Below are 23,528 nucleotides of genomic sequence, written 5' to 3'. Positions count from 1 at the left end.
AAAGTAGTACAATTTTCCGAATGTTCCAATAGTTATAAGAAAAAAAATACATATGTATTTCACTGTGGCAGCAAGTTCAGTATTCTTTCTACAACCATATCTTCTGAGTTTGACAGATTTATCCAATTTATATCTTTATCTTTTTTAAACCAGGTTATCTGCTTTCTTGCATAATTTCGTGAGTGTTGTTTAATCTTATCAATTGCAAAATCAAGTGTACACCTTCCATCAAAATATTCGAAAAGCTCTTTATACCCCACTGTATTTAATGAATTAAGATGCCTGATAGGATAAAAACTGCGCGCTTCTTCAATAAGACCTTCTTCAACCATATTTTCAACGCGCCTGTTTATTCTATCATATAATTGTTCTCTATCCATATTAAAACCAACCTTTACAATATCAAAAGGGCGTTCCTTTTTTGAATTAGTACGTAATGAGGAATAGGGTTTTCCTGCCATCAAACAAACTTCAAGAGCATGAATTACTCGTTTTGGATTTTTCAAATCTACTTCGGAATAAAACTGTGGATCCAGAATTTTCAGTTGCTGGCGAATAGGATCGAGGCCCTCTTTTTTATATAACTCCTGAATATCTTTTCGTAATGAACTATCAATAGTAGGTATATCATCAATACCATTACAAACAGCATCTATATACATCATAGAACCTCCAGTCATAACAATAACTCTATGATCTTTGAAGAGCTTCCGGAGCATTGCTAATGCCTCCTGCTCATATATACTTGCACTATAATAATCTTCGGGAGATAATATTTCAACGAAATAATGTGGTACGCGCTGCATCTGTGCTTGAGTAGGTGCGGCTGTACAGATACTCATACCCTTATAGATCTGCCTTGAATCGGCTGATAATATCGGACTGTTTAATTTCTCCGCCACGTTTAGACTCCACTCGGTCTTACCAACACCTGTAGGACCAAGCAATACGAGGAGGATATTCATTATAATTTTTGGATTTAAAGAGTTTAATATTAATAGATTAGGTAATAATATAAACTTAATTTAATAAATATCAGCTGAATCAGTATTTGATGAAATGTCGATCTCGTCCAAACCATCAAAACCTTCCTTATCTAATTCATCCAGATCAAAGTTTTCATCACCATAAAATGATTCGCCCAAATCAAAAGTTACTCCTTCATGCTTTACATCCTGTATTTCAGTAATCTGAACAGGTGGTTCACCTTCAGAAACAGTGCAGATAGCTTTTTTTAGATTTTTCCCGGGTATTATTTCTGATAACTCAATATATAAAGCACGTTCGGTCAGATATTCAAACACGAACATAAGTTTTTGTTTTTCATCCTCAAGAAAATCACTTAATACACACTCATCCATTGTAAATGAATCTTCATCTGAATCGGTATCCATTTCAACCAGAGTAATTTCCTGCTTCTTTCGCCATTTATTATCAGTGAGAAAAAATGAAGCCATCTCTTTATCACTATAACCGGTGCAATCCAATATGGATTTATATAAATCCAGGAATGTTGCATCAGCATCTATTTTAATTTCCCTTTTGAAGTTGTCAACTTCATCCGACAGAATTAGAAACTTGAATATCATTGCGATCTTTTTTTAAACATTGTTGACGTTTCAAAGGTAATAAAAAGTTTCAAATTCCAACATTCAACAGAACAATAAATAGGTGAACCTAATAAGTGGGAAATTGTTTTATACTTAAACAAAACTGATGAAAATAATGAGACCAAGATACTTGCCAATAGATCCGGAATACTTCGAAATTATTGAGGAGCAGATGAAAAAAGATGAAACAAGAGTGATTTATTTTACTTTTTCGGATGAGCCTGAACTGGGGGAGTCCAACGGCAGGATTATTAAAATCGAGAATAACAGGGAAGAAGGAGATTTCCTTATTTTCGAAAATGGAGAAAAAGTGAGATTGGACCGGATTGTGGTTATTAGTGGAATACCCGGACCTGCATATGATGAATATGATTCATATGCATTGGCACCATTAACCTGTAAGGCAGGATATGACGACTCATTTTGTGAGTAAGTTCAGAAATAATTATCTTTGCCATAGAAATTATATTCTCGTATATGGCTTTAAGGCAGCAACAAGAACTTAAACAGATACAACGGCTATCACCTCTTCAGATGCAGGTGATTAAGCTGATTGAACTTAATAATGTTGAAGTAGAGGATCGGATAAAACAGGAAATTGAAGAAAATCCGGCACTTGAAACAACTGATAATGACCTGTCTGAAAGTTCAGTTATTGATGATGAAATATCCGAAGCAGATAATTTGACCCAGGATGAAATGATTCTGGGTGATTATTTTTCAGATGATGATATTCCCGATTACAGACTTAACAAATCAGAGAGAAAGAGTGATACTGACTTTTTCGAGATCAGCTATTATGATGATAAATCATTGCATGATTATCTGTTTGAACAAATCGGACTAATGGATTTGGACTCAGAAAAACAGACAATAGCTGAGTATATTATAGGCAATATTGATGAAAACGGTTATCTGCAAAGAGATTTGCAATCTATTTCCAACGACCTGCTTTTTCAGCAACAGCTGGATGTAACTCCTCTGCAACTTGAGGATATATTATACGAAATTCAGGATCTTGACCCGGCAGGTATAGGTGCACGTGATCTTCAGGAATGCCTGCTGATACAACTCGGTCGAGAAAAACAATCTGAAGAGGTTGAAATTGCAACCACTATAATTACGGATTATTTCGAGGAATTTTCCAAAAAACATTACGATAAAATAATACGTCTGCTAAACATCACTCAGGAAAAATTAAAAGATGCAATTGAAGTAATTATTTCTCTTAATCCAAAACCGGGAAATACTCTTGGAGGGACAATGCAGACTGCAATGAATAATATTACTCCCGACTTTATAGTCGATTCGTATAACGGTGAAGTGACAATTCAACTGAATAACAGCAATATACCTAACCTAAGAGTTAATCGTAATTTTTCAGAAATGCTAAAGGGATATACTGACAACAAAACCAGTATGTCATCAGATGATAAACAGGCAATACTTTTCATGAAGCAGAAGGTGGATTCTGCAAAATGGTTCATTGATGCAGTAAGACAAAGGCAAAACACTCTGCAACGTACAATGGAAGCAATAGTAAGCATTCAGTATGATTTCTTTCTCACTGAAGATGAAACTATGCTAAAACCAATGATTCTAAAAGATGTGGCTGAAAAAACCGGATTTGATATTTCTACTATTTCAAGAGTCAGTAACAGCAAATATGTACAGACAAATACTAATATTTATCCACTGAAATATTTTTTCTCTGAAGCAATGCAAACCGTAGATGGCGAAGATATTTCATCGAGAGAAGTAAAATCTATATTAATGGAGAGTATAGAAAATGAAAATTCTGCAAAACCTCTTACAGATGAACAGCTTACAAAAATACTTAATAGCAAAGGTTATGTTATTGCCCGTAGAACTGTTGCAAAATACAGAGAACAATTAAATATTCCCGTGGCACGTTTGAGAAAAAAACTTTAACTTTGTCCGATGAAATCGATAGCACATGTAATCTCCACAGTTTTCCAGCCATTATTGATGCCGGCGTACAGCATTTTACTACTGTTCGCTTACACCTATTTTGGTGCAATTTATTCTCATAAATTCTGGCAAATAATTACTCCCGTACTGTTCTTTTCATTTATTATTCCGGCAGTACTTATAACTATATTATATAAACTGGGTATAATTTCGGATCTGTCACTTAAAGTTCGAAAGGAGCGTATTTATCCATATTTAATCACACTTATCTCATACACTGTAATGATTATATATTATTACAGAATGAATATGCCTACCTGGTTTATGATGATTATGGCTTCATCTGTTGCCATTATGATAATTGCCATACTTATTACATTTATATGGAAAATAAGTGCACATATGTTTGGCATTGGAGGTCTGACTGGTGGTGCAATGGCTGTTTGTTATTTCGTAGAACGCTCCAACCCCTATATTATGTTTATGGGTTTGTTTATTCTTGCAGGATTAATAGGTACATCCAGACTTATCTTAAAACGACACACACTTTCGCAAGTTATAGCCGGGTTTCTACTTGGTTTTATTGTGTCTTTTACGTTTGTTTGGATCGGCACATAAGCAAGCTTTTGTAATTAAATTATTATATTGTACATTTACAATTATTATTTATAAAATAAAAAAAATAGACTACTATGAATTTTCCTGAAAACTTAAAGTACTCTTCCGATCATGAATGGGTGAGAGTGGAAGGCAACGAAGCTTTTATAGGTATTACCGATTTTGCTCAGGAAGAGCTGGGTGATATTGTGTTCATTGATGTATCTACAGAAGGTGAAACTCTCGAACAGGGAGAAGTGTTTGGAAGTGTAGAGGCCGTTAAAACTGTATCTGACCTGTTGATGCCTGTTAGTGGTGAGGTTCTGGAAATAAACCCTGAACTGGATGACGCTCCTGAGATGGTTAATCAAGATCCATATGAAAAAGGATGGATAATAAAAGTTACAATTGAGAAACCAGAAGAGTTAGATGGCTTAATGTCTGCTGCTGACTACAAAAGTTTTATCGGAAAGTAAGATTATATGAAGCCTATAGTAAGTATCATTATGGGAAGCACTTCTGATCTTCCTGTAATGGAAAAAGCAGCCAAGTTTCTTGATGAGATGGAGGTGCCATTCGAGATAAATGCACTTTCAGCTCACAGAACTCCTGAAGAGGTTGAAATATTTGCAAAGGGTGCTGCAGAAAATGGTATCAAGGTGATTATTGCTGCAGCAGGTATGGCTGCACATTTGCCCGGAGTAATTGCTTCAATGACATCAATACCGGTTATCGGTGTTCCAATTAAAGCATCACTGGAAGGGATTGATGCACTGCTTTCAATTGTGCAGATGCCACCTGGAATACCTGTTGCAACCGTTGGTATAAACGGATCCCTTAATGCTGCTATACTTGCTTTGCAGATGATTGCCACAGGAGATGAGGCATTGCAAAATAAATTGGTAGAATATAAAATTTCACTTAAAAATAAGATCAAGAAAGCTAACGAAGAGTTGGCTCAGGTTTCATATAAATATAAAACCAATTGAAGTTCGTAAAATGACGTACGAAGAAATACAAACAATCCTAAAGAAGGAAACAAACGCAATTCTTAATATTCCTATTACTGACCAATACGAGAAAGCAATCGATTTAATTGTAGAGTACGTACATGAAAAACGAGGAAAGCTTGTTATTAGCGGTATGGGTAAAGCAGGACAGATAGGACAAAACATATCAACAACCTTCTGTTCTACGGGTACACCATCAATTTTCCTGCATCCCAGTGAGGCTCAGCATGGTGATCTTGGAGTACTGCAGGAGAATGATCTTCTGCTTTTAATTACAAATTCCGGTGAAACACGTGAGATTATTGAGTTGGTTGAACTTGCCAGAGGATTATACGAGCAAGTACCAATTATTGTAATTACCGGAAATAATTCAAGTGTACTGGCAAAAAAAGCAGATGTATTTCTGCTTACCGGAAATCCTGCTGAAGTTTGTCCATTGGATCTTACCCCTACTACATCTACAACAGTAATGACTGTAATGGGAGATATACTTGTTGTAGGTACAATGAAGAGAATTAATTTCAGTATTAGCGAATATGCAAAAAGGCACCATGGGGGTTATCTGGGAGATAAATCCAGAAATGCAGAAATTCGTGTTAAAGAACTTAATAAAGAGAAATAATTGTATGAAAAAAGTAGTTTTTATGCTAACAACACTGTTACTGCTTGCAGCCTGCAACGGCAAAAAAGAAGCAGGCTCAAAACCGGCAGCCGACGATGGTATCGACTCAACATTTGAATATAAGGTCGACCGGTTTGCAGATATTGAAATATTAAGATATCCTGTTCCAGGATTCAACAGTCTTTCACTAAAACAGAAGGAATTGATTTATTACCTATCACAAGCTGCTCTTGAAGGACGTGATATCTTATGGGATCAGAATAATCGTTATAATCTAACTATACGCAGAGTATGTGAAGGTGTGTATGAGAATTACATGGGTAACAAATCTTCCGATGACTGGAAACAATTTGAGACTTATCTTAAACAGATTTGGATGGCAAACGGTATCCACCATCACTATTCTGAAGATAAAATCATACCACAATTCTCACAGGAGTATTTTGTTTCTCTTGTAAAAAGCGTTGATCCGGGAAGAATGCCTTTCCGTGATGGTATGGCTGCAGATGAAACTTTAAATGAAATACTTCCTGTTATGTTTGATCCGGCAGTTATGCCAAAAAGAATGAATCAGACACCGGGAAAGGATATTATTCAGACTTCTGCCGTAAACTTCTATGAAGGTGTAACTCAGAAAGAGGTTGAAGATTTCTATAACGCCATGAAGGATCCGAATGACAACACACCAGTATCATACGGTCTTAATAGTAAAGTAGTCAAAGAAAACGGTGTAGTTACCGAAAAAGTTTGGAAGCTTGGTGGAATGTATGATAAGGCAATTGAGCGTATAATTGGATGGTTAGAAAAAGCATCTGAGGTTGCAGAAAATGACCATCAAAAAGATGTAATCAAAACTCTTATCGAATATTATAAAACAGGTAATCTTCAAACTTTTGATGAATATTCAGTTAAATGGGTAACTGATACAACTTCACGTGTTGATTTTATTAATGGTTTTATTGAGACGTATACTGACCCTATGGGACTGAAAGCCACTTGGGAGTCACTTGTTAATTTTAAAAGTATTGAGGCATCAGAGCGCACCAGAATTATCAGTGAGAACGCACAGTGGTTTGAGGACAACTCTCCAATAGACAACCGTTTTAAGAAAGAAGAAGTAAAAGGTGTTTCTGCTAAAGTAATTACTGCTGCTATTTTGGGTGGTGATACATATCCTTCAACTCCAATTGGTATAAATCTGCCAAATGCAGACTGGATAAGAAGAGATCATGGATCTAAATCAGTTACTATAGATAATATCACTTTTGCATATGATAAAGCTGCAGAAGGAAATGGGTTCAAGGAAGAATTCATGTGGAGTGAAAAAGAGATTGAGCTTACTAAAAAGTATGGAACATTAACTGATAACCTGCACACCGACTTGCATGAATGTTTAGGTCATGGTTCAGGTAAGTTGCTTCCAGGAGTTAGCTCTGATGTTCTTCAGGCATATGCTTCACCACTGGAAGAAACCCGTGCCGATCTGTTTGCACTTTACTATCTGGCTGATCCGAAGCTAGTTGAACTTGGTTTATTACCTGATAATGAAGCTTATAAAGCTGAATACTACTCATATATTATGAATGGTGCTATGACTCAGCTTACCCGTATACAACCAGGAAAGGATATTGAACAGGCTCATATGCGTAATCGTGCTACTATATCTAACTGGGTAATTGAGAAAGGTAAGGCTGAAAATGTGGTAGCTTTTGAAAAGAAAGATGGTAAAACCTACATCGTGATCAACGATTATGATAAGTTACGTCAGCTTTTTGGAGAATTGCTTGCTGAAGTACAGCGTATTAAGTCAGAAGGGGATTTTGAAGCAGGTAAAAACCTGATCGAAACTTATGGAGTAAAGGTGGACAAGAATCTACATGAGGAGGTTTTATCAAGATACGAAGCTCTTAATATTGCACCTTACAAAGGTTTTGTTAATCCTGTTTATAAGCTTGTAACTGATGAGAATGGTAAAGTAACAGATGTGACAATATCTTATAAAGAGAACTACATAGATCAACAATTACGTTATTCTAAACAGTATTCTGTGCTTCCACTTAAAAACTGATTTTAATCAGACTACATACTTAGGATATTTATATTTTAGCACTGAGTATTGAATAAATATAATTAACAAGAGGGTGTTTCACATATGTGATTCTACCCTCTTTTATTAGTTATAAAATAGTTACATTTATACTGTTTTTCAATTTAATATTTCCATTTAAAAGGTAAATAAATAGATGAATTATAATGAGACTTTAGACTACTTGTATAGTCAGGCACCTGAATACCAAAGGATAGGTCACGCTGCTTATAAAGAGGGACTGGACAACAGTCTGGCATTAGATGAAATTTTTGGTCATCCTCACAAGAAATTTAAAAATATACATGTGGGAGGAACCAATGGCAAAGGATCTGTTTCGAATCTTCTGGCTGCAATTCTTCAGATGTCAGGTTATAGGGTTGGATTATACACATCTCCTCACCTTATTGATTTTCGGGAACGAATACGTGTAAATGGTGAGATGATCAATAAGGAATATGTGATTGAATTTGTCGAAAAATACAGAGATAAATTTGAACCGGTGATGGCCTCTTTTTTTGAACTTACAATGGAGATGGCTTTTTTATATTTTGCCGAAAAAAAAGTTGATGTTGCTATTATTGAAGTTGGACTGGGTGGCCGTTTAGACAGTACTAATATAATTTTTCCAGATTTGAGTATAATTACAAATATTGGATTAGATCATATGAATTATCTTGGTAACACACTCACGAAAATTGCAGCAGAAAAAGCTGGTATTATTAAGAAATACACTCCGGTAATAATTGGAGAAATTGGAAATAGTGATGTTGCACAGGTTTTTATTGATAAGGCAAAATCTGTTGAAGCTCCTATTGTTTTTTCTGAAGTTTATATGAGTGATTTTGTTGCTGACAGATTGATAGATAAGATTTTTTATAAATCAGCAAATTTCGACAATATCACAGGACAATTAAGTGGTCCTGCTCAAGAGTATAATGCTAGAACCGTGTTAACAGCAGTTGATATTTTGCTGGAACTGGGGTACAACATTCCTAAAGATGCCGTTTACAAAGGATTTGAAAAAGTAACTGAAATAACAGGATTAATGGGTCGATGGCAGCTGTTAAAAACAGAACCCAAAATCTTTTGTGATATTGCACATAACTCTCATGGAATTAAATATGTAATTGAAAGACTGCTTTCAGAAGAATTCAAGAGACTTCATATTGTATTTGGAATGGCAAATGATAAAGATACTGAGTCTGTATTGAGATTATTACCCAAAAATGCAAATTATTACTTCACCAAAGCTTCCGTTCAAAGAGCTCTTGATGAAACTAAACTAGCTGATATGGCAGGTGAATTTGGTTTGCAGGGATACATCTGCCCTACAGTATCAGAAGCTGTAATAAAAGCAATTAAAAATGCCGATAAAGAGGATATTATCTTCATCGGCGGAAGTTCATTTATAGTAGCAGATGCCTTACCAATGTTTATCTGATATTACCAGATCATAACTATCCTGAAATTATAATTTTGGCGGGCATTCTGATCTTGGAAACCATCGGAAGGTTCTATATAAAAGGTTATTCGATTTGTCAGATGGCTATATTCAAAACTTATCGTTTCGGTAAAATCTATAACGCCTCCCTGCCCATTATCTTCAAGAAAACTTCTAATATATGGGAGAGGTGTCTGGACTTCATCAACACCCTGAGTTCCAAGGAAAATAAATCCATGTACTACTCCGTCTTCATAAATAAACTCATCAATAGCCGGCAACTGCCTTACAGCTTCCCATCTGTTAAGATTTGAGTTCCAACTCCACTGTGAAGCTGTAACATTAAAATTTTCTATATTCCAGGCCGTCTCAATAAAATCATCACTACTATCACTGCAAGATGTCATTACGAAAGCCGTACCCAAGAATAGAATCCCTGCAAAAATCGATACTAAAAGTTTTCTTTTCATATTTAATAATTATTGATAATGTTATTTGAAAGTAAGACCTGTAAAATCATCTTTCGTTTAATTTAAAACAATAAAAAGGAAGAATAGTTTGAATAAAAAAGGCTACTGCCTATTAAAATAAGTTTCATTAAAAGGCAGAAGCTATTTTTTTGATGTTATATTTTACATCTGTTTACAATTACCAAATTAAAACAATCCTGAAATTATATAATTGAGGAGCATCCGGATCTTTGGCTAACTGAGAGTCCTTAATAAAAAAAGCTACGGTACTCGGATTTCCGAATTGATAATCCACACTGATAGTTTCAGTGAAATAGACAGGATTCCCAAAATCATCATCTCCGGCATAATATGTTTCAACATAAGGCAATAATTTTTGTACCTCATTAACTCCCTGCTCCCCTATAAATACATATCCTAACTGTGCACCCTGTTCATAAATAAACTCAGTTAGTTCCGGCAGATTAAAGATAGCCTCCCATTGCATTGCATTATTATTCCAAACCCAATCAGATCTGTTTACTGTTATATTTATTATATCCCACTGTGTGAACTCGAGACTGTTATTATTTTTATTTATTGCATCATCAATTAGTTTCTTTATCTCTGCTTCACTAAGCCCACTTGACGGATTCTGATTTCTTATGGCCTGTTCTATAAGCCTTCGCGCTTCAGCTTCAGTAATGTAATCATCTGGCACTGAACATGAATAACTGATTAACATCAGACTAAAAACAACAAACGATATCAGATTTTTTTTGATTTTTTTATGTCTCATTTTCATTTATCTTTTCTTACTAAACATATCAAATATATCATCGATTACATCACCATCGCCATCTTTATCGAGTGTTCCACTAATCATGTCCATGATTCCTCCACCTGATCGACCTTGACTTCCACTTCCAAGCAATCCTCCCAGAAGATCACCTAACCCCCCTCCCCCTGTACTTGTCTTTCTTTTTTCTTTTCCCAAGTATGCCATTACTATTGGTGCAAGCAGAGCAAGTAGAGGCCCTATTTTCCCGGAACTAACACCTGTTTTTTTAGAAAGTGTTTGTTCTACAGCTGTTCTTTTACTACCAAATACATGTCCAAGTATACCATCTCCATCATTTTGTAATTCCTGTGTCTGCCCTTGCAGAATATTTGACAGGTTATCCAAAAGCGAACCATCATGCTTTGATTCTATGGCTCTGTTTAGACTCTCGGCCCCTTCAGCTGTTTGAGCATTTTTAGTCATTCCTGCAAGTATAGCAGGTATAGCAGTGCTAACTACTCCTGAGGCTTCTTTCTCGTTAATTCCCAATTTATCGGAAATACTCCTGATTAAGGATTGTCCAGTTGAGCTGTTTAGTAATTCTGATATATCCATATGATTAAGGAGTTAAACTGTTAAATAAAAATGACGTAATACACACAAATATACTATTTATAACAACATCCATAGAGGTTTCGTTCTGAAATTATTTGATTGAGGAAGAAAATCACCACATAAGGAGATAATAAATTGTTATTATATAAACATTATGTTACTACTTAAACTTGTACTCAGGAAAAAAACAGTTATTTTTGTCATAACAGAAGTTTTCAGAAAAAGACAAGCTGAAAACATAATTCTCGATAATAGGATAAAACTAAATATGAAACAATATCTTGATTTATTGCAAAGAGTACTTAACGAAGGTACTAAGAAAGAAGATCGTACAGGTACCGGTACCATCAGCATATTCGGTCATCAAAGCCGATTCAGCATGAGTGATGGTTTTCCCGTACTTACAACCAAAAAACTTAATCTGAAATCTATTATACATGAACTATTATGGTTCCTAAAAGGGGATACCAATATAAAGTACCTGAATGATAATGGTGTCCATATCTGGGATGAATGGGCAGAAGAGAATGGGGACCTGGGACATATTTACGGTTATCAATGGCGTTCCTGGCCAGACTATAATGGAGGACATATAGATCAGATTACCCAAGTGGTGAAAGATTTAAAGAACAATCCTGATTCGAGGCGAATAATAGTTAGCTCCTGGAATGTTGCAGATCTTCCAAATATGAACCTGCCACCTTGTCATGCTTTCTTTCAATTTTATGTTGCAGATGGTAAACTAAGTCTGCAGCTATACCAAAGAAGTGCAGATCTTTTTCTTGGTGTCCCTTTCAACATTGCTTCATATTCACTTCTCCTAAAAATGATGGCTCAGGTGACAAACCTGGAAGAGGGTGATTTTATTCATACGTTTGGCGATGCACATATTTATTTAAATCATTTAGAACAAGTAAAACTTCAACTAACACGTGAACCACGTCCGCTACCGCAGATGAAAATTAACCCTGATGTAAAGGATATTTTTAAATTCAGATATGAAGATTTTGAGCTAGTGAATTATGATCCGCATCCTCATATTAAAGGCAAGGTTTCAGTATGATAGCTATTGTTGTTGTTATTGACGAAAAAAATGGAATAGGTAAAAATGGAGGATTACTGTGTCATCTTCCAAACGACTTGAAACATTTTAAGAAGATTACTACTGGGCACACCATAATTATGGGAAGAAAAACATATGAATCATTACCTAATGGTTCATTGCCTGATCGGATAAATATTGTAGTGACATCAGGTGATGTAAATAATTTTCCCGGATGTATTGTTGTACGCTCAATAGAAGAAGCTCTGTCGGTAAGTAAAAGTCACGAAAAGGTTTTCATAATAGGAGGTGGCGAGCTTTACCGCACCACTTTCCATCTTGCCGACACACTCTATCTAACTCGTATTCACAATACATTCAATGATGCCGATACTTTTTTCCCTAATATTGATTTTAAAGATTGGGAGCTTATAGAGGAGGAGAGGCATATGGCTGATGATAAACATTTGTACCCTTATACATTTTTAACCTACTATAGAAAAAAAGTAAAGTAATGATCGATGATGCGTGGAAACTATTTTTAGAGGGAGATGATAAATCTTTCTCTAAGATTTATCATGCTTACTATTCGGAACTTTTAGCTTATGCATTAAATCTTGGATTCGATGATGAACGGAGTAAAGATGCAATACAAGATATTTTTTTCAATATTTATACTTCAAGAAAAAAATTAAACCACATTCAAAATATAGAATTTTATCTGCTCAGAAGTCTAAAAAACAGACTTCTTGACATTAGAAACTTGGAACTAATTGAAATTGGAGAATTACAACAAGACTACTTTGAAGAAAATGAGAAGATTGTAATTGAAAAAATTATTGATGAAGAAAAAGAAATACAGCTAAAAAATAAGTTAACTAACTTAATTAAAACACTACCTCCAAAGCAGAGAAGAATTATTCATTATAGATATCAATTGGATCTCAATTATTCAGAAATAGCTGAAATTATGAACCTTTCAACTGATGCTGTGAAAAAAAACTTATATCGTGCATTAAAGAAAATGAAAGGTGCATCACCATCCAATTCACTATTGTATTTAATACATTTATTCACAACACTTGGTTAATATTTATTAATTTAGTCCTTTTTTCAATTTTTCCATGTCTTTATTAAAAAGAGTGTAAATGAAATTGAAATTAGATTATAAGGATTTTTTATGTGATGACCTTTTTGTCTATTGGAGGACTCGTCGCACAGTTAAACTAACACAGTTTTGGGAAGATTTTATTAATAAAAACGAACATCTTAGAGAATCTTTTGAACTAGCCATTGCAACTTTCGATGAAATTCAGAAGAATAAGAGTGAGTGTATAATAGATGAAGAAACAGTAAACAGACAACTTCAGGATAGAATTTACCATTTAAAAAAAAGAAAACAATTATCCATTATAGTCACCTCAGTTGCCGCATCTCTATTTATAACAATAATTTCAACAATATACATTCTTACATCTAATACTAATAGTATACCGGAAAATCAACTTACTTCAATTGGTGAAGTAATGAGTCAGGATAAGATACAGTTAATCTCCGGAGAACAATCATTTGATATTGAAAACAACTCTATGGTTCAATTAACTGAAGGGGAAAATGCGTTAATACATGATTCAATTACTCAAAAACAGATTGACCTGAAAAACAATCAAAACAAGTTAATTGTTCCATTTGGGAAGAGATCTTCTGTAATTCTTGCTGATGGCTCATTAATACACTTAAATTCAGGAACAGAAATGGAGTTCCCATCAGCTTTTTCTAATCAGGCAAGAGAAATAAAAGTTAAAGGTGAAATATTTATTGAAGTTACAAAACAGAGTACTCCATTTATTATACATACACCTAAATCACAAATTACAGTATTTGGTACATCATTTAATGTATCTGCATATACAGATGAAGAAAGTGAAACTGTTGTACTTGTAGAAGGCTCAGTTCAAGTAAAAAATAATGTAAATTCATTGACTTTGAAACCTGGAGAAATGGCGATTCTAGACAATAATAGCATCCACAATCAAATGGTGGATGTAACGGAATATGTTAGCTGGAAAAACGGATATATGAACTTAAACAAAAATTCCTTAACCGAGGTTTTAAGAAAAATTGGCCGATATTACAATGTTGAATTTCATTTTGATAATACTTTGAAATTAAAAGAACAGACCTGTTCCGGTAAACTTTATCTTTCTGAAAATATTAATGATGTCTTAGAATCGTTCTCACAAATGACTTTTCTAAAATATTATATTGAAAGTGAAGGTGTTATTAGTATAAAAAAAGAATAAATGTAACTTAAATCAAATATATGTGTAATCTAAAATTAACTGCCTATGAAATAAGAATATGATGTTATAAAAAGGCCGTATAATGCGGGAACATTATTCGGCCTGTTAAGCGAATCTAATTTATTGGTAACAAATTAAATCTCAATCATAAAGATATGCAAGATAAACCAAACTTTAAACAACTAAACTTGAAAAAAGACAGCAAGTTTTTAAAAATTATGAAAATATACTTTTTTATAACTTTACTTTCTGTTTTTTCAATTGCAGCAGAGAACACCTACTCTCAATCAAAATCAGTTAGCATTGATGTTAAGGGAGTCACACTGCGTGAAGCGTTGCAAGAAATTGAAATGAACAGTGACTATTTATTCCTCTTTATGGATAATACTGAAAGTGGATTATCCAGGAGAGTAAACGTCTCTTATAACAACAGATCTATAAATGAGATTATGGATTTGTTGTTGAAAAACACAGACTTGGTCTACTCAATAGTGAACAGACAAATAACAATTTCAAAAAAGCCAATACTCGATGAGAAAGCGACGGAAAAGTCGACTATCATAAAAGAACTTCAACAAGATGGGAAGCTAATCTCGGGTACAGTATTAGATGATCAGGGTATACCTATTATCGGAGCAAATATCATTGAGTCAGGAACTACAAATGGGACAATTACAGATATTGATGGAAAGTTCACTTTACGTGTTTCAAATGAAGCTTCAATCCAGGTCTCCTTTATAGGATATTTAAGTCAGACAGTCAGTACTGCAGGAAATACAAGCTTCACAATAACACTCAGAGAAGACACTCAAGCACTACAGGAATTAGTAGTTGTGGGTTATGGCACACAGCGAAAAGAAAACCTGACAGGTGCAGTATCTACAGTAAATGTTGAAGAGACTCTTGGAAGCAGACCAATATCTGATGTGGGACGCGGATTACAGGGATCAACTCCAGGTCTTTCCGTTATTGTACCTAGTGGAGAGGTGGGCTCCGATCCACTAATAAAGGTTAGAGGTCAAATAGGTTCTTTTGAAGGTAGCTCACAACCTCTAATTCTTCTGGATAACGTAGAAATACCAAGTATTCAGGTTGTAAATCCAAATGATATTGAATCAATCTCAATATTAAAAGATGCTGCGAGTGCTTCGATATATGGAGCTAAAGGTGCTTTTGGGGTTGTTTTAATCACCACTAAGAAAGGAGCAACAGAAGATCAGGTTAATGTACAATACTCAAACAACTTTGCTTGGCAAAATATCTCCAAAAGAATGGAGATGGGTATGCTTGATGCAATGGAGTATTCCATTTTGGCAATGGAAAGAGTGGGAGGATCTGTTTCAGGTGCTTTCTGGCAAATTACCAGAGAAAGTTATGAAAAATCAAAAATATGGCATAATACATATGGTAAAATGGGACCGGAAGAACCAATGGTTTATGGTAGAGACTGGTATGTTGATGCCAATAACCGTAAACTGGGATTAAGAACATATGATCCATATGACTACATGATTAAAGAGTGGACACCTACTATGACTCATAATCTGTCGGTAAATGGCAAAAGCGGAAAAACCACTTTCAATGTAGGTCTTGGCTATCTTCATCAGACAGGTATGATGAAAGAAGCAGAATATGACGATTTTACCCGCTACAATGGTACAATTAGGTTAAGTAGTGAATTAAGTAAATATTTCACTTTAAGGGCAGGAGCTATTTACTCTAACAGAGATAAAAGGTATCCATATGTTACAAACAGTACTACTGCTGACCCATGGTTATACCTGTATAGATGGGGACCGGTTCAGCCTATGGGAACCGAGAATGGAGATCCTATTAGGAGTCCTGCTTCAGAAATTTCACAAGCTAATACTGCAAATCAGGAAAATAAATACTTTAACGTTAATATAGGTGCCTTGGTAAATATTACTGATAATTGGGTTGTAGATTTGGACTTTACAAATGCAAACGAAACCTTTATTAATAACCGCTTGGGTACCAGATATACAGCTTTGAACTCATGGGGCGGAGCTTTACCACTTACTGATGCAGAAGGAAATAGAATTTATGTAAACGATCAGGGTACGCCGGTGCCTTCAACAACACCTAATGCATTACCTGCTTATAAACTTAGCTTAACAGAATATACAGCTCATGGAGCTAATCCTGACCATATATACCGTAATGTTTTGAATGGTGTAACAAACACTCTCAATATATATACAACTTACAATTTGAAACTAAAAGAAGATCATGCTTTCAAATTTATGTTGGGTATGAACAGAGTAACATATGATGCCAAGAGCAACTGGTCACAGAAAACCGACTTAGCAGATATTGTGAATCCTCAGTTTGGAAAAGCAGTGGGAACAATGACATCAGGTGGAAACACTTTCTGGGAAGCACAGTTAGGCTACTTTGGTCGTATCAACTATGCATTCAGAGATAGATATCTTTTGGAAGGAAATTTACGTTATGATGGAAGTTCTAAGTTCCCATCAAGACTTTGGTGGCGCTTCTTCCCTTCAGTATCTGCAGGTTGGCGTGTTACTGAAGAAGCATGGATGGAGTGGATAACACCGGTTGTTTCATCAATGAAACTAAGAGGCTCCTGGGGTGTGATTGGAGACCAGACCGTACCAAGTGGACTTTATGCTCCTTCAATGTCTACAAGTCAAACAATGTGGCTTGATGCAAGTGGAGCAAAGGCTGTTGCTGTTGGCACACCAACTGCTATCACAAGAGATATTACTTGGCAGGATCTGGAGAATACAAACCTTGGTGTGGATCTATATTTTCTTAATAATACTCTTGGCGTTGTATTCGATGTTTATCGCAGAGATACCAAGAATATGATAGTTCCCGGGGAAGGTGTATCTTTCACGTTTGGTGCAGGTGCTCCAAAAGGAAATTTTGGTTCTTTAAGAACTGAAGGATGGGATCTTAGTGTTGACTACAACTATCGTTTTAAAAACGGATTGGGTATAAACGCTATGGCTACCCTATCGGATGCTGTTACTACTATTATGAAATATGGAGATACAAACAGTATAGATGGATGGTATGAAGGAAAAAAATATGGAGAAATTTGGGGTTACAGAACAGACAGATTATATCAGGAGAGTGATTTTGTGAGAGACTCAAATGGTGAGTTGCAAAAAATTGTTTTAACCGCAAATGAAAGCCAAAAATATGCCGGAAGAACAGTAAATAAACTCTCTGATGCAAATGGAAAACCTGTTTATCAGGCATTTCTGCAGAACAGTTCTAACTTCTTCTTTGGTCCTGGTGATGTAAAATTTGTGGATCTGAACGGTGATGGTGAAATTGATGCAGGTAGTCGTTTATTAGACGATCATGGCGATTTGGAAATAATAGGTAATTCAACACCAAGATTCGAGTATGGTCTGCGTTTAGGTGCAGATTGGCATGGTGTGGATGCTTCTGTATTTATTCAAGGTGTAGGAAGCAGACAAATATGGGGTGTAGGATTCTTAACAACTCCTGGTTTTCATGCATCTGATGGTGCTATGCCACAAGCCATTGCTGGAGACTTTTGGAAACCTGACAGAACAGATGCTTTTTATCCGGCTCCTTACAACTTGGCAGGAAGTAATACTGGCAATAATATGCAGGTTCAATCAAAGTATCTGCTTGACATGTCTTATACCAGAATTAAAAACGTTACTATTGGATACAGTTTCCCAAGTAGTTTAATGAATAAAGTGATGGTTAATAACCTTCGCGTTTATCTTTCTTTGGAGAACTTCTTCACTTTTGATAATTTAAGGGGACTACCTATCGATCCTGAAGTTATCTCGGGATATTCAATGTTCAATGAGACTAACTATAACTTAGGCAGAACAGGTGTTGGTACACCTACTTTTAAAAGTGGATCGGTTGGTTTACAAATTAATTTTTAAAATAGAAGAAACATGAAAAAGAATATAATAATAAGCAGCTTATTACTTATTGTTTTATTAATAAGTAGCTGTTCCGATGTACTTGACAGACCTGAACTAAATGATATGAATGATGACACTTATTGGAGAAATGAGACTGACCTCAGACTCTTCGCCAATGGTTTTTATATCAATTATTTTGTCGGTTACAACAATACATGGGGAGTAGCATATGCCCCATTAAGGGGTTATTACTTCAGTGATGACTTTTCAAACACTAATGTACAGTCAAATTTTGAGTCCAGTGCGCCATCAAGTAGGGGAAGTACATCTGAAACACCAGATATGCTGATTCAGTATGCAGGACCAAACTGGAATTTTGCCTGGGTAAGAAAGTCTAATTTATTTATAGACAGAATTGAAAATGTAGCCAAGTCTCAAATAAGTAGTGAAGCATATAATCACTGGTTGGGTGTCGCTCGCTTTTTCAAGGGTTTTGAATACCATAGACTTGTAAGAGTTTTTGGTGATGTACCATACTATGAAACACTCTTTGATTCTAGTGATCTTGATAAAATGTATATTGACAGAACTCCACGTGGAGAAGTGATGGACCGGGTATATGATGACCTGATGTTTGCATTCCAGAATGTGCGGTTAAATGATGGAGATAATGTTCTTAACAGGTACGTTGTAGCAGGATTTATTTCCAGAATTATGCTTTTTGAAGGAACATGGCAGAAGTATCATCATAATGATCAGGCAAGAGCTAAGAAATATCTTGAACTGGCAGTAGCTGCCGGAGACTTCGTAATTAATAGTGGAAATTACAGTATCTCTTCAGACTTCAGAAGCTTATTTGGCTCTCAAGACCTTAAAGGAAATCCTGAAATATTAATGTATCGTCATTATGATGCTGCACAAGGTGTAACACACCATGTAGCCTCCTATTCTAATGGATATGAGAGTCAATCTCCTTCAGCAAACTTATCACTCGCAAAATCCTTTCTATGCGTTGATGGTCAGCCATATAAACTATCAAGTGTTGAAAATGCTGATTCGTTGAATATTAAAAATATGATTAGAACTCGTGACCCGAGATTTGAAGCTACTTTTCAAGATGTACCAAAAGTACAAGCTGCAACATTGTTGTATGCAAGTAAATTTATAGATAGAACAGGGCCTACATTTTGGAATTCAGGTAATATACCTCCTATGTATGGAAGTAATTCCAATACAAATGATGCTCCTGTAATGCGTTATTCAGAAGTACTTTTAAACTGGATTGAGGCAAAAGCGGAACTTGCAACGTTGGGTGGATCTTCTGTAACACAACTTGATATCGACATTTCCATTAATCAGATAAGAAACAGACCATTAGACTCTGAAGCTATTGCAAAAGGTGTACAAAAAACAGCTCCAATGAGTCTGGCAGCGCTACCTGATGACCCGGATCGTGATCCTGATGTATCACCTTTGATATGGGAAATCAGACGCGAAAGAAGAATGGAGTTTGTATTTGAATATTCTAGACTCCTGGATATCAAACGCTGGAAGAAAATCAATTATATGAGTGCTACACAATATCCGGACAACTTACTTGGTTTGTGGATAAATGTAAAAGAAGAACTACCTTCTTTACTTGTAAGTGAGAAAGTGGGTCTGTTGAAAGTTAAGAAAGCCGATGGAACAGTTGTAACTTATGATGGAACAAACGATGATGAGATGGTAGGCTTTTATATGATTGAAAATGGAACTGACCGACAGGCATTTGATGACAGAGTGTATTTAGCACCTGTGGGAACTGCTCAGATCGACCAGTATAAAGATAAAGGTTTTACTTTGACTCAAACTCCGGGATGGAATTAATTTACTAACTTCAATTTCCCCAAAAGAGGGTAATATCTTTGTATGATTTTACCCTCTTTTTTTAATATAATAGTTCAGATTACAATTCAGTCATTTTCACTACATTTGTAAAATTGAGTGCGATAAAGTCCCAATGAAAATATAAGTAATGCATATGAGACGATACATTTTTATTGCATGCATGTTTGCCTTGACCTACGCATCATTTCCTCAGGACCAAGTTCAGGACCCATTGAAAAACAGTTTAGCCAGGTCATTGACAAACATTTACCAGGAAACACTGCTTCGACCGGGAATAGTAAATATTGACAGTATATTTATTAATGACAAGAAAAAAAGTATAGAGATTTACACAAACCTTTCACTTTCATACCTCCCAATGAGGGAACTAACCATAAAGCGGGTATATGACAGTGTGCGATATCATATACCATTTAATCAAAAAAAATATCGAATCAGTGTCTATTCAGATGAAATGGAAATAAGTGAACTTATTCCCAATTTCCATAGAAGTAAACAATTAGACAAGAAAAGAATAATTTCACAAAAAGCAACTAAACCCTTAGTGACAAATATTTCAAATCCTGCTGGCACTTTCTTGAAGGGATTACAAAACAATCACATTGCATTATGGCAAAGTCATGGCTGGTATTATGAGCAAAAGTTAGGACGATGGGAATGGCAAAGAGCAAGAATATTTCAGACTGTAGAAGATCTTTATACTCAAAGCTATGTGATTCCCTTTCTTACTCCGATGTTAGAGAATGCAGGAGCTAATGTAATTCTACCTAGAGAACGTGATTACAACAAGGTGGAGTTAATAATTGACAGAGATGGTTATAGCTCAGGAGAGTATAGAGAAATAAATGGAAGAGAATCATGGTATGACAACGATTCTTTTGGATTTGCTAATATAAAAGAGTTTTACACAGATGGTGAAAATCCCTTTATGTTGGGCAAGGCAAGGCAAATAAAAACAATATCCAAAGGTGAAGAGAGTATAGCTGAATGGATCCCGGATATAAAAGAAAAAGGCAGATATGGTGTTTATGTCTCTTATAAAACTTTGAAAAACAGTAGTGATGAAGCTTTATATAGTGTATATCATTCAGGTGGGAAAACAGATTTAAAGGTAAACCAACAGATGGGTGGTGGAACCTGGATTTTTCTTGGATATTTTGATTTTGAGGAAGGAAGAAATAATAAGATAACACTTACAAATAAAGGGAAAAAAGCTGGAAGAATTATTACCGCTGATGCTGTAAAAATTGGAGGAGGAATGGGAAATATTGCACGAATGCCTCATCCGGAAGGTTTTGATTCTGAAAACATTAAAAGTTCTGAGAACTCAGGTCAGAACATGAATGAAGAAAATAATAAAGCTAATTCAAACAATTTAAAGTCATTAATAAAATACACACCCGAAATTAGTGGGTATCCCAGATACACCGAAGCTGCAAGATATTGGATGCAATGGGCAGGAGTACCTGACACTATATATAACAGAAATGAGAGTAAGAATGACTACATAGATGATTATTCAAGTAGAGGATTCTGGGTGAACTGGCTGGCAGGCGGTTCATCTGTTCTGCCTAAGGAGAATGGATTAAACATTCCGCTGGATCTGGCATTTGCATTTCATACAGATGCCGGCACCTTCTGGGGGGATACAATTGTAGGCACACTTGGAATATATATGACCCATTATAATAATGAGTTATTTGAAAATGGTAAATCCAGATGGGCTTCACGTGATCTATCTGAATTGATTATGGATGAAATTGTATCTGATATCCGTAGAGAATTTGAACCTGAATGGACCCGACGTCATTTATGGAACCGATCTTATGCTGAAGCTCGTATACCAAACGTACCAACAATGCTGCTTGAATTACTTTCTCATCAAAATTTTGCAGATATGCGTTACGGACTGGATCCAACTTTTCGGTTTCTGGTGAGCAGATCCATTTATAAAGGAATGCTAAAATATATATCAACACAATATAAGAGACCTTATGTTGTACAGCCTCTTCCAGTTAAAGACTTCTCAGCTACATTCTCAAATGATACTGTAATACAATTAAACTGGAAGCCAACAGTTGATATATCTGAGTCAACGGCTTTTCCAGAAAAATATATTGTTTACACACGTATAAATAATGGTGGATTTGATAACGGAATACTGGTTACAAATAATAGTTATTCAACTGTAATAAAGAAAGATCATATTTACAGTTTTAAAGTAGTTGCAGTAAATGATGGAGGAATAAGCTTCCCATCAGAAATATTATCTGTTTGCAGAAAATCTGATCAAAAAGGTGAAGTATTGATAGTCAATGGATTTACAAGAATCTCTGCTCCATACAGTTTCACTACTTCTGAAGATAGCATAGCTGGTTTTGTTGGAAGTGTTGACAATGGTGTACCCTATATTGCAGATTATCACTTTATTGGACAAATGCATGAGTTCAGAAGGACGATTCCATGGATGGATGATGATGCATCAGGATTTGGTGATAGTAAAGCTAATTTTGAGACCACCAAGATAGCAGGAAATACTTTTGATTATCCTTACATACATGGATTAGCTTTTGCAGATGCAGGATACTCATTTGTGTCAACTTCTGCAAGTGCTGTTGAATCCGGCTTAGTGGAAATTGAAAATTTTGAGACTGTTGATTGGATATTAGGGAAACAGCGTGAATGGATAGTCGCCAGAGGTGCTAAACCCCCGAGGTTTAAAACTTTTTCCAGAATTGAGCAGGAACTAATAACAGATTATTGTAAAAAAGGAGGCAACATAATTATAAGTGGTGCATTTGTAGGTACTGACCTATGGGACAATCCATACTCAACAACAGAGGATAGAGAATGGGCTCAGAATACATTGAAATATAAATGGCGTAACAATTATGGAGGAGTGACAGGAAAAATCAAGTCTGTGCCTTCGCCATTCCATTTGATTAAAGGGAATTTAGAATACTATAATGCACTTAACAGCGAAGGATATGTTGTTGAAAATCCTGATGCAATAGAGCCTGCAAGTGAAAACGCTTTCACCATTTTTCGTTATGCAGAGAACAATCTTAGTGCAGGTATTTTATACAAAGGTGAAGATTATAATAGTTGTATTTTGGGATTCCCAATTGAATCAATTACAAATCAAGAAAAGATAAATAGTCTTATAAAAAACATTATGCAGTCATTTTTTGAGTATTCAAATAATTAATTAGCATAAGATTACTCTGAAAATATTTATAAACTAAATC

General features: G+C 35.3%; 20 protein-coding genes. 15 read left to right on the top strand and 5 right to left on the bottom strand.

The genetic code is table 11. The annotated features are described in order from the left end of the window. Window positions 1-59: 59 nt before the first annotated feature. Together miaA and BN1354_RS03400 are read right to left on the bottom strand one after the other, a co-directional pair. Window positions 60-965 carry a tRNA (adenosine(37)-N6)-dimethylallyltransferase MiaA gene (gene miaA, locus BN1354_RS03405; RefSeq protein ID WP_053826235.1) on the bottom strand — a complete coding sequence of 302 codons (906 nt, stop codon included), beginning with the start codon at window positions 963-965 and terminating at the stop codon, window positions 60-62. A gap of 60 nt (window positions 966-1,025) precedes the next feature. Beyond that, window positions 1,026-1,589 (bottom strand): IS1096 element passenger TnpR family protein, encoded by a 564-nt coding sequence (locus BN1354_RS03400; protein WP_045089704.1) that lies wholly within the window; start codon window positions 1,587-1,589, stop codon window positions 1,026-1,028. Between the two features lie 127 nt (window positions 1,590-1,716). Here BN1354_RS03400 and BN1354_RS03395 point away from each other — a divergent pair, with 127 nt between their 5' ends. From BN1354_RS03395 to BN1354_RS03360, 8 genes are all read left to right on the top strand, one after another. Continuing rightward, a complete protein-coding gene (locus BN1354_RS03395) occupies window positions 1,717-2,043 on the top strand; it encodes a hypothetical protein (RefSeq protein ID WP_053826234.1) in 327 nt (108 codons plus the stop codon). A gap of 44 nt (window positions 2,044-2,087) precedes the next feature. Beyond that, on the top strand, window positions 2,088-3,542 hold the full coding sequence (rpoN, locus tag BN1354_RS03390; RefSeq protein ID WP_053826233.1) for an RNA polymerase factor sigma-54: 1,455 nt from the start codon (window positions 2,088-2,090) through the stop codon (window positions 3,540-3,542). A gap of 9 nt (window positions 3,543-3,551) precedes the next feature. After that, entirely contained in the window at window positions 3,552-4,160 is a 609-nt protein-coding gene (locus tag BN1354_RS03385; protein ID WP_045089707.1) for a phosphatase PAP2 family protein, read from the top strand. Window positions 4,161-4,234: 74 nt separating this feature from the next. Next, window positions 4,235-4,615: a glycine cleavage system protein GcvH gene (gene gcvH / locus BN1354_RS03380; RefSeq protein ID WP_045089708.1), complete on the top strand. Its 381-nt coding sequence runs from the start codon at window positions 4,235-4,237 to the stop codon at window positions 4,613-4,615. 6 nt (window positions 4,616-4,621) lie between these two features. Then, window positions 4,622-5,128 (top strand): 5-(carboxyamino)imidazole ribonucleotide mutase, encoded by a 507-nt coding sequence (gene purE, locus BN1354_RS03375; protein ID WP_045089709.1) that lies wholly within the window; start codon window positions 4,622-4,624, stop codon window positions 5,126-5,128. 10 nt (window positions 5,129-5,138) lie between these two features. Beyond that, window positions 5,139-5,771: an SIS domain-containing protein gene (locus BN1354_RS03370; RefSeq protein ID WP_045089710.1), complete on the top strand. Its 633-nt coding sequence runs from the start codon at window positions 5,139-5,141 to the stop codon at window positions 5,769-5,771. Between the two features lie 4 nt (window positions 5,772-5,775). Then, entirely contained in the window at window positions 5,776-7,839 is a 2,064-nt protein-coding gene (locus BN1354_RS03365; protein WP_053826232.1) for a dipeptidyl-peptidase 3 family protein, read from the top strand. 175 nt (window positions 7,840-8,014) lie between these two features. After that, window positions 8,015-9,301, top strand: a complete 1,287-nt coding sequence (locus tag BN1354_RS03360; RefSeq protein ID WP_053826231.1) for a bifunctional folylpolyglutamate synthase/dihydrofolate synthase — start codon at window positions 8,015-8,017, stop codon at window positions 9,299-9,301. A 2-nt stretch (window positions 9,302-9,303) separates the two neighbouring features. Here the strand turns inward: BN1354_RS03360 and BN1354_RS03355 are convergent, their stop codons facing one another. The 3 genes from BN1354_RS03355 to BN1354_RS03345 form a co-directional block, all read right to left on the bottom strand. After that, complete coding sequence (locus tag BN1354_RS03355) at window positions 9,304-9,771, bottom strand: hypothetical protein (RefSeq protein WP_045089713.1); 468 nt, start codon at window positions 9,769-9,771, stop codon at window positions 9,304-9,306. A gap of 178 nt (window positions 9,772-9,949) precedes the next feature. After that, window positions 9,950-10,549 carry a hypothetical protein gene (locus tag BN1354_RS03350; RefSeq protein ID WP_154904816.1) on the bottom strand — a complete coding sequence of 200 codons (600 nt, stop codon included), beginning with the start codon at window positions 10,547-10,549 and terminating at the stop codon, window positions 9,950-9,952. Between the two features lie 6 nt (window positions 10,550-10,555). Continuing rightward, window positions 10,556-11,146, bottom strand: coding sequence for a DUF937 domain-containing protein (locus tag BN1354_RS03345; protein WP_053826230.1), 591 nt, complete (start codon window positions 11,144-11,146; stop codon window positions 10,556-10,558). A gap of 268 nt (window positions 11,147-11,414) precedes the next feature. On the opposite strand from BN1354_RS03345, the gene BN1354_RS03340 reads away from it, so the two are divergent. From BN1354_RS03340 to BN1354_RS03310, 7 genes are all read left to right on the top strand, one after another. Then, window positions 11,415-12,209, top strand: coding sequence for a thymidylate synthase (locus BN1354_RS03340; RefSeq protein WP_053826399.1), 795 nt, complete (start codon window positions 11,415-11,417; stop codon window positions 12,207-12,209). Beyond that, window positions 12,206-12,703: a dihydrofolate reductase gene (locus BN1354_RS03335; protein ID WP_045089716.1), complete on the top strand. Its 498-nt coding sequence runs from the start codon at window positions 12,206-12,208 to the stop codon at window positions 12,701-12,703. The genes BN1354_RS03340 and BN1354_RS03335 overlap by 4 nt, the downstream gene beginning before the upstream one ends. Beyond that, complete coding sequence (locus BN1354_RS03330; RefSeq protein ID WP_053826229.1) at window positions 12,703-13,278, top strand: RNA polymerase sigma factor; 576 nt, start codon at window positions 12,703-12,705, stop codon at window positions 13,276-13,278. The genes BN1354_RS03335 and BN1354_RS03330 overlap by 1 nt, the downstream gene beginning before the upstream one ends. Before the next feature lie 58 nt (window positions 13,279-13,336). Then, on the top strand, window positions 13,337-14,491 hold the full coding sequence (locus BN1354_RS03325; protein ID WP_053826228.1) for a FecR family protein: 1,155 nt from the start codon (window positions 13,337-13,339) through the stop codon (window positions 14,489-14,491). A gap of 218 nt (window positions 14,492-14,709) precedes the next feature. Beyond that, on the top strand, window positions 14,710-18,411 hold the full coding sequence (locus BN1354_RS03320; protein ID WP_231623063.1) for a SusC/RagA family TonB-linked outer membrane protein: 3,702 nt from the start codon (window positions 14,710-14,712) through the stop codon (window positions 18,409-18,411). A gap of 12 nt (window positions 18,412-18,423) precedes the next feature. After that, window positions 18,424-20,259 (top strand): RagB/SusD family nutrient uptake outer membrane protein, encoded by a 1,836-nt coding sequence (locus BN1354_RS03315; RefSeq protein WP_045089719.1) that lies wholly within the window; start codon window positions 18,424-18,426, stop codon window positions 20,257-20,259. 148 nt (window positions 20,260-20,407) lie between these two features. Next, entirely contained in the window at window positions 20,408-23,488 is a 3,081-nt protein-coding gene (locus BN1354_RS03310) for a golvesin C-terminal-like domain-containing protein (protein ID WP_394331718.1), read from the top strand. Window positions 23,489-23,528: the final 40 nt, after the last annotated feature.

The organism is Lascolabacillus massiliensis (genome assembly GCF_001282625.1).
In the GTDB taxonomy this organism is placed as follows: Bacteria; Bacteroidota; Bacteroidia; order Bacteroidales; family Dysgonomonadaceae; genus Proteiniphilum; species Proteiniphilum massiliensis.
The sequence above is the reverse complement of the archived record's forward strand: the minus strand, read 5'-3'. Positions and strand labels throughout refer to the sequence as shown.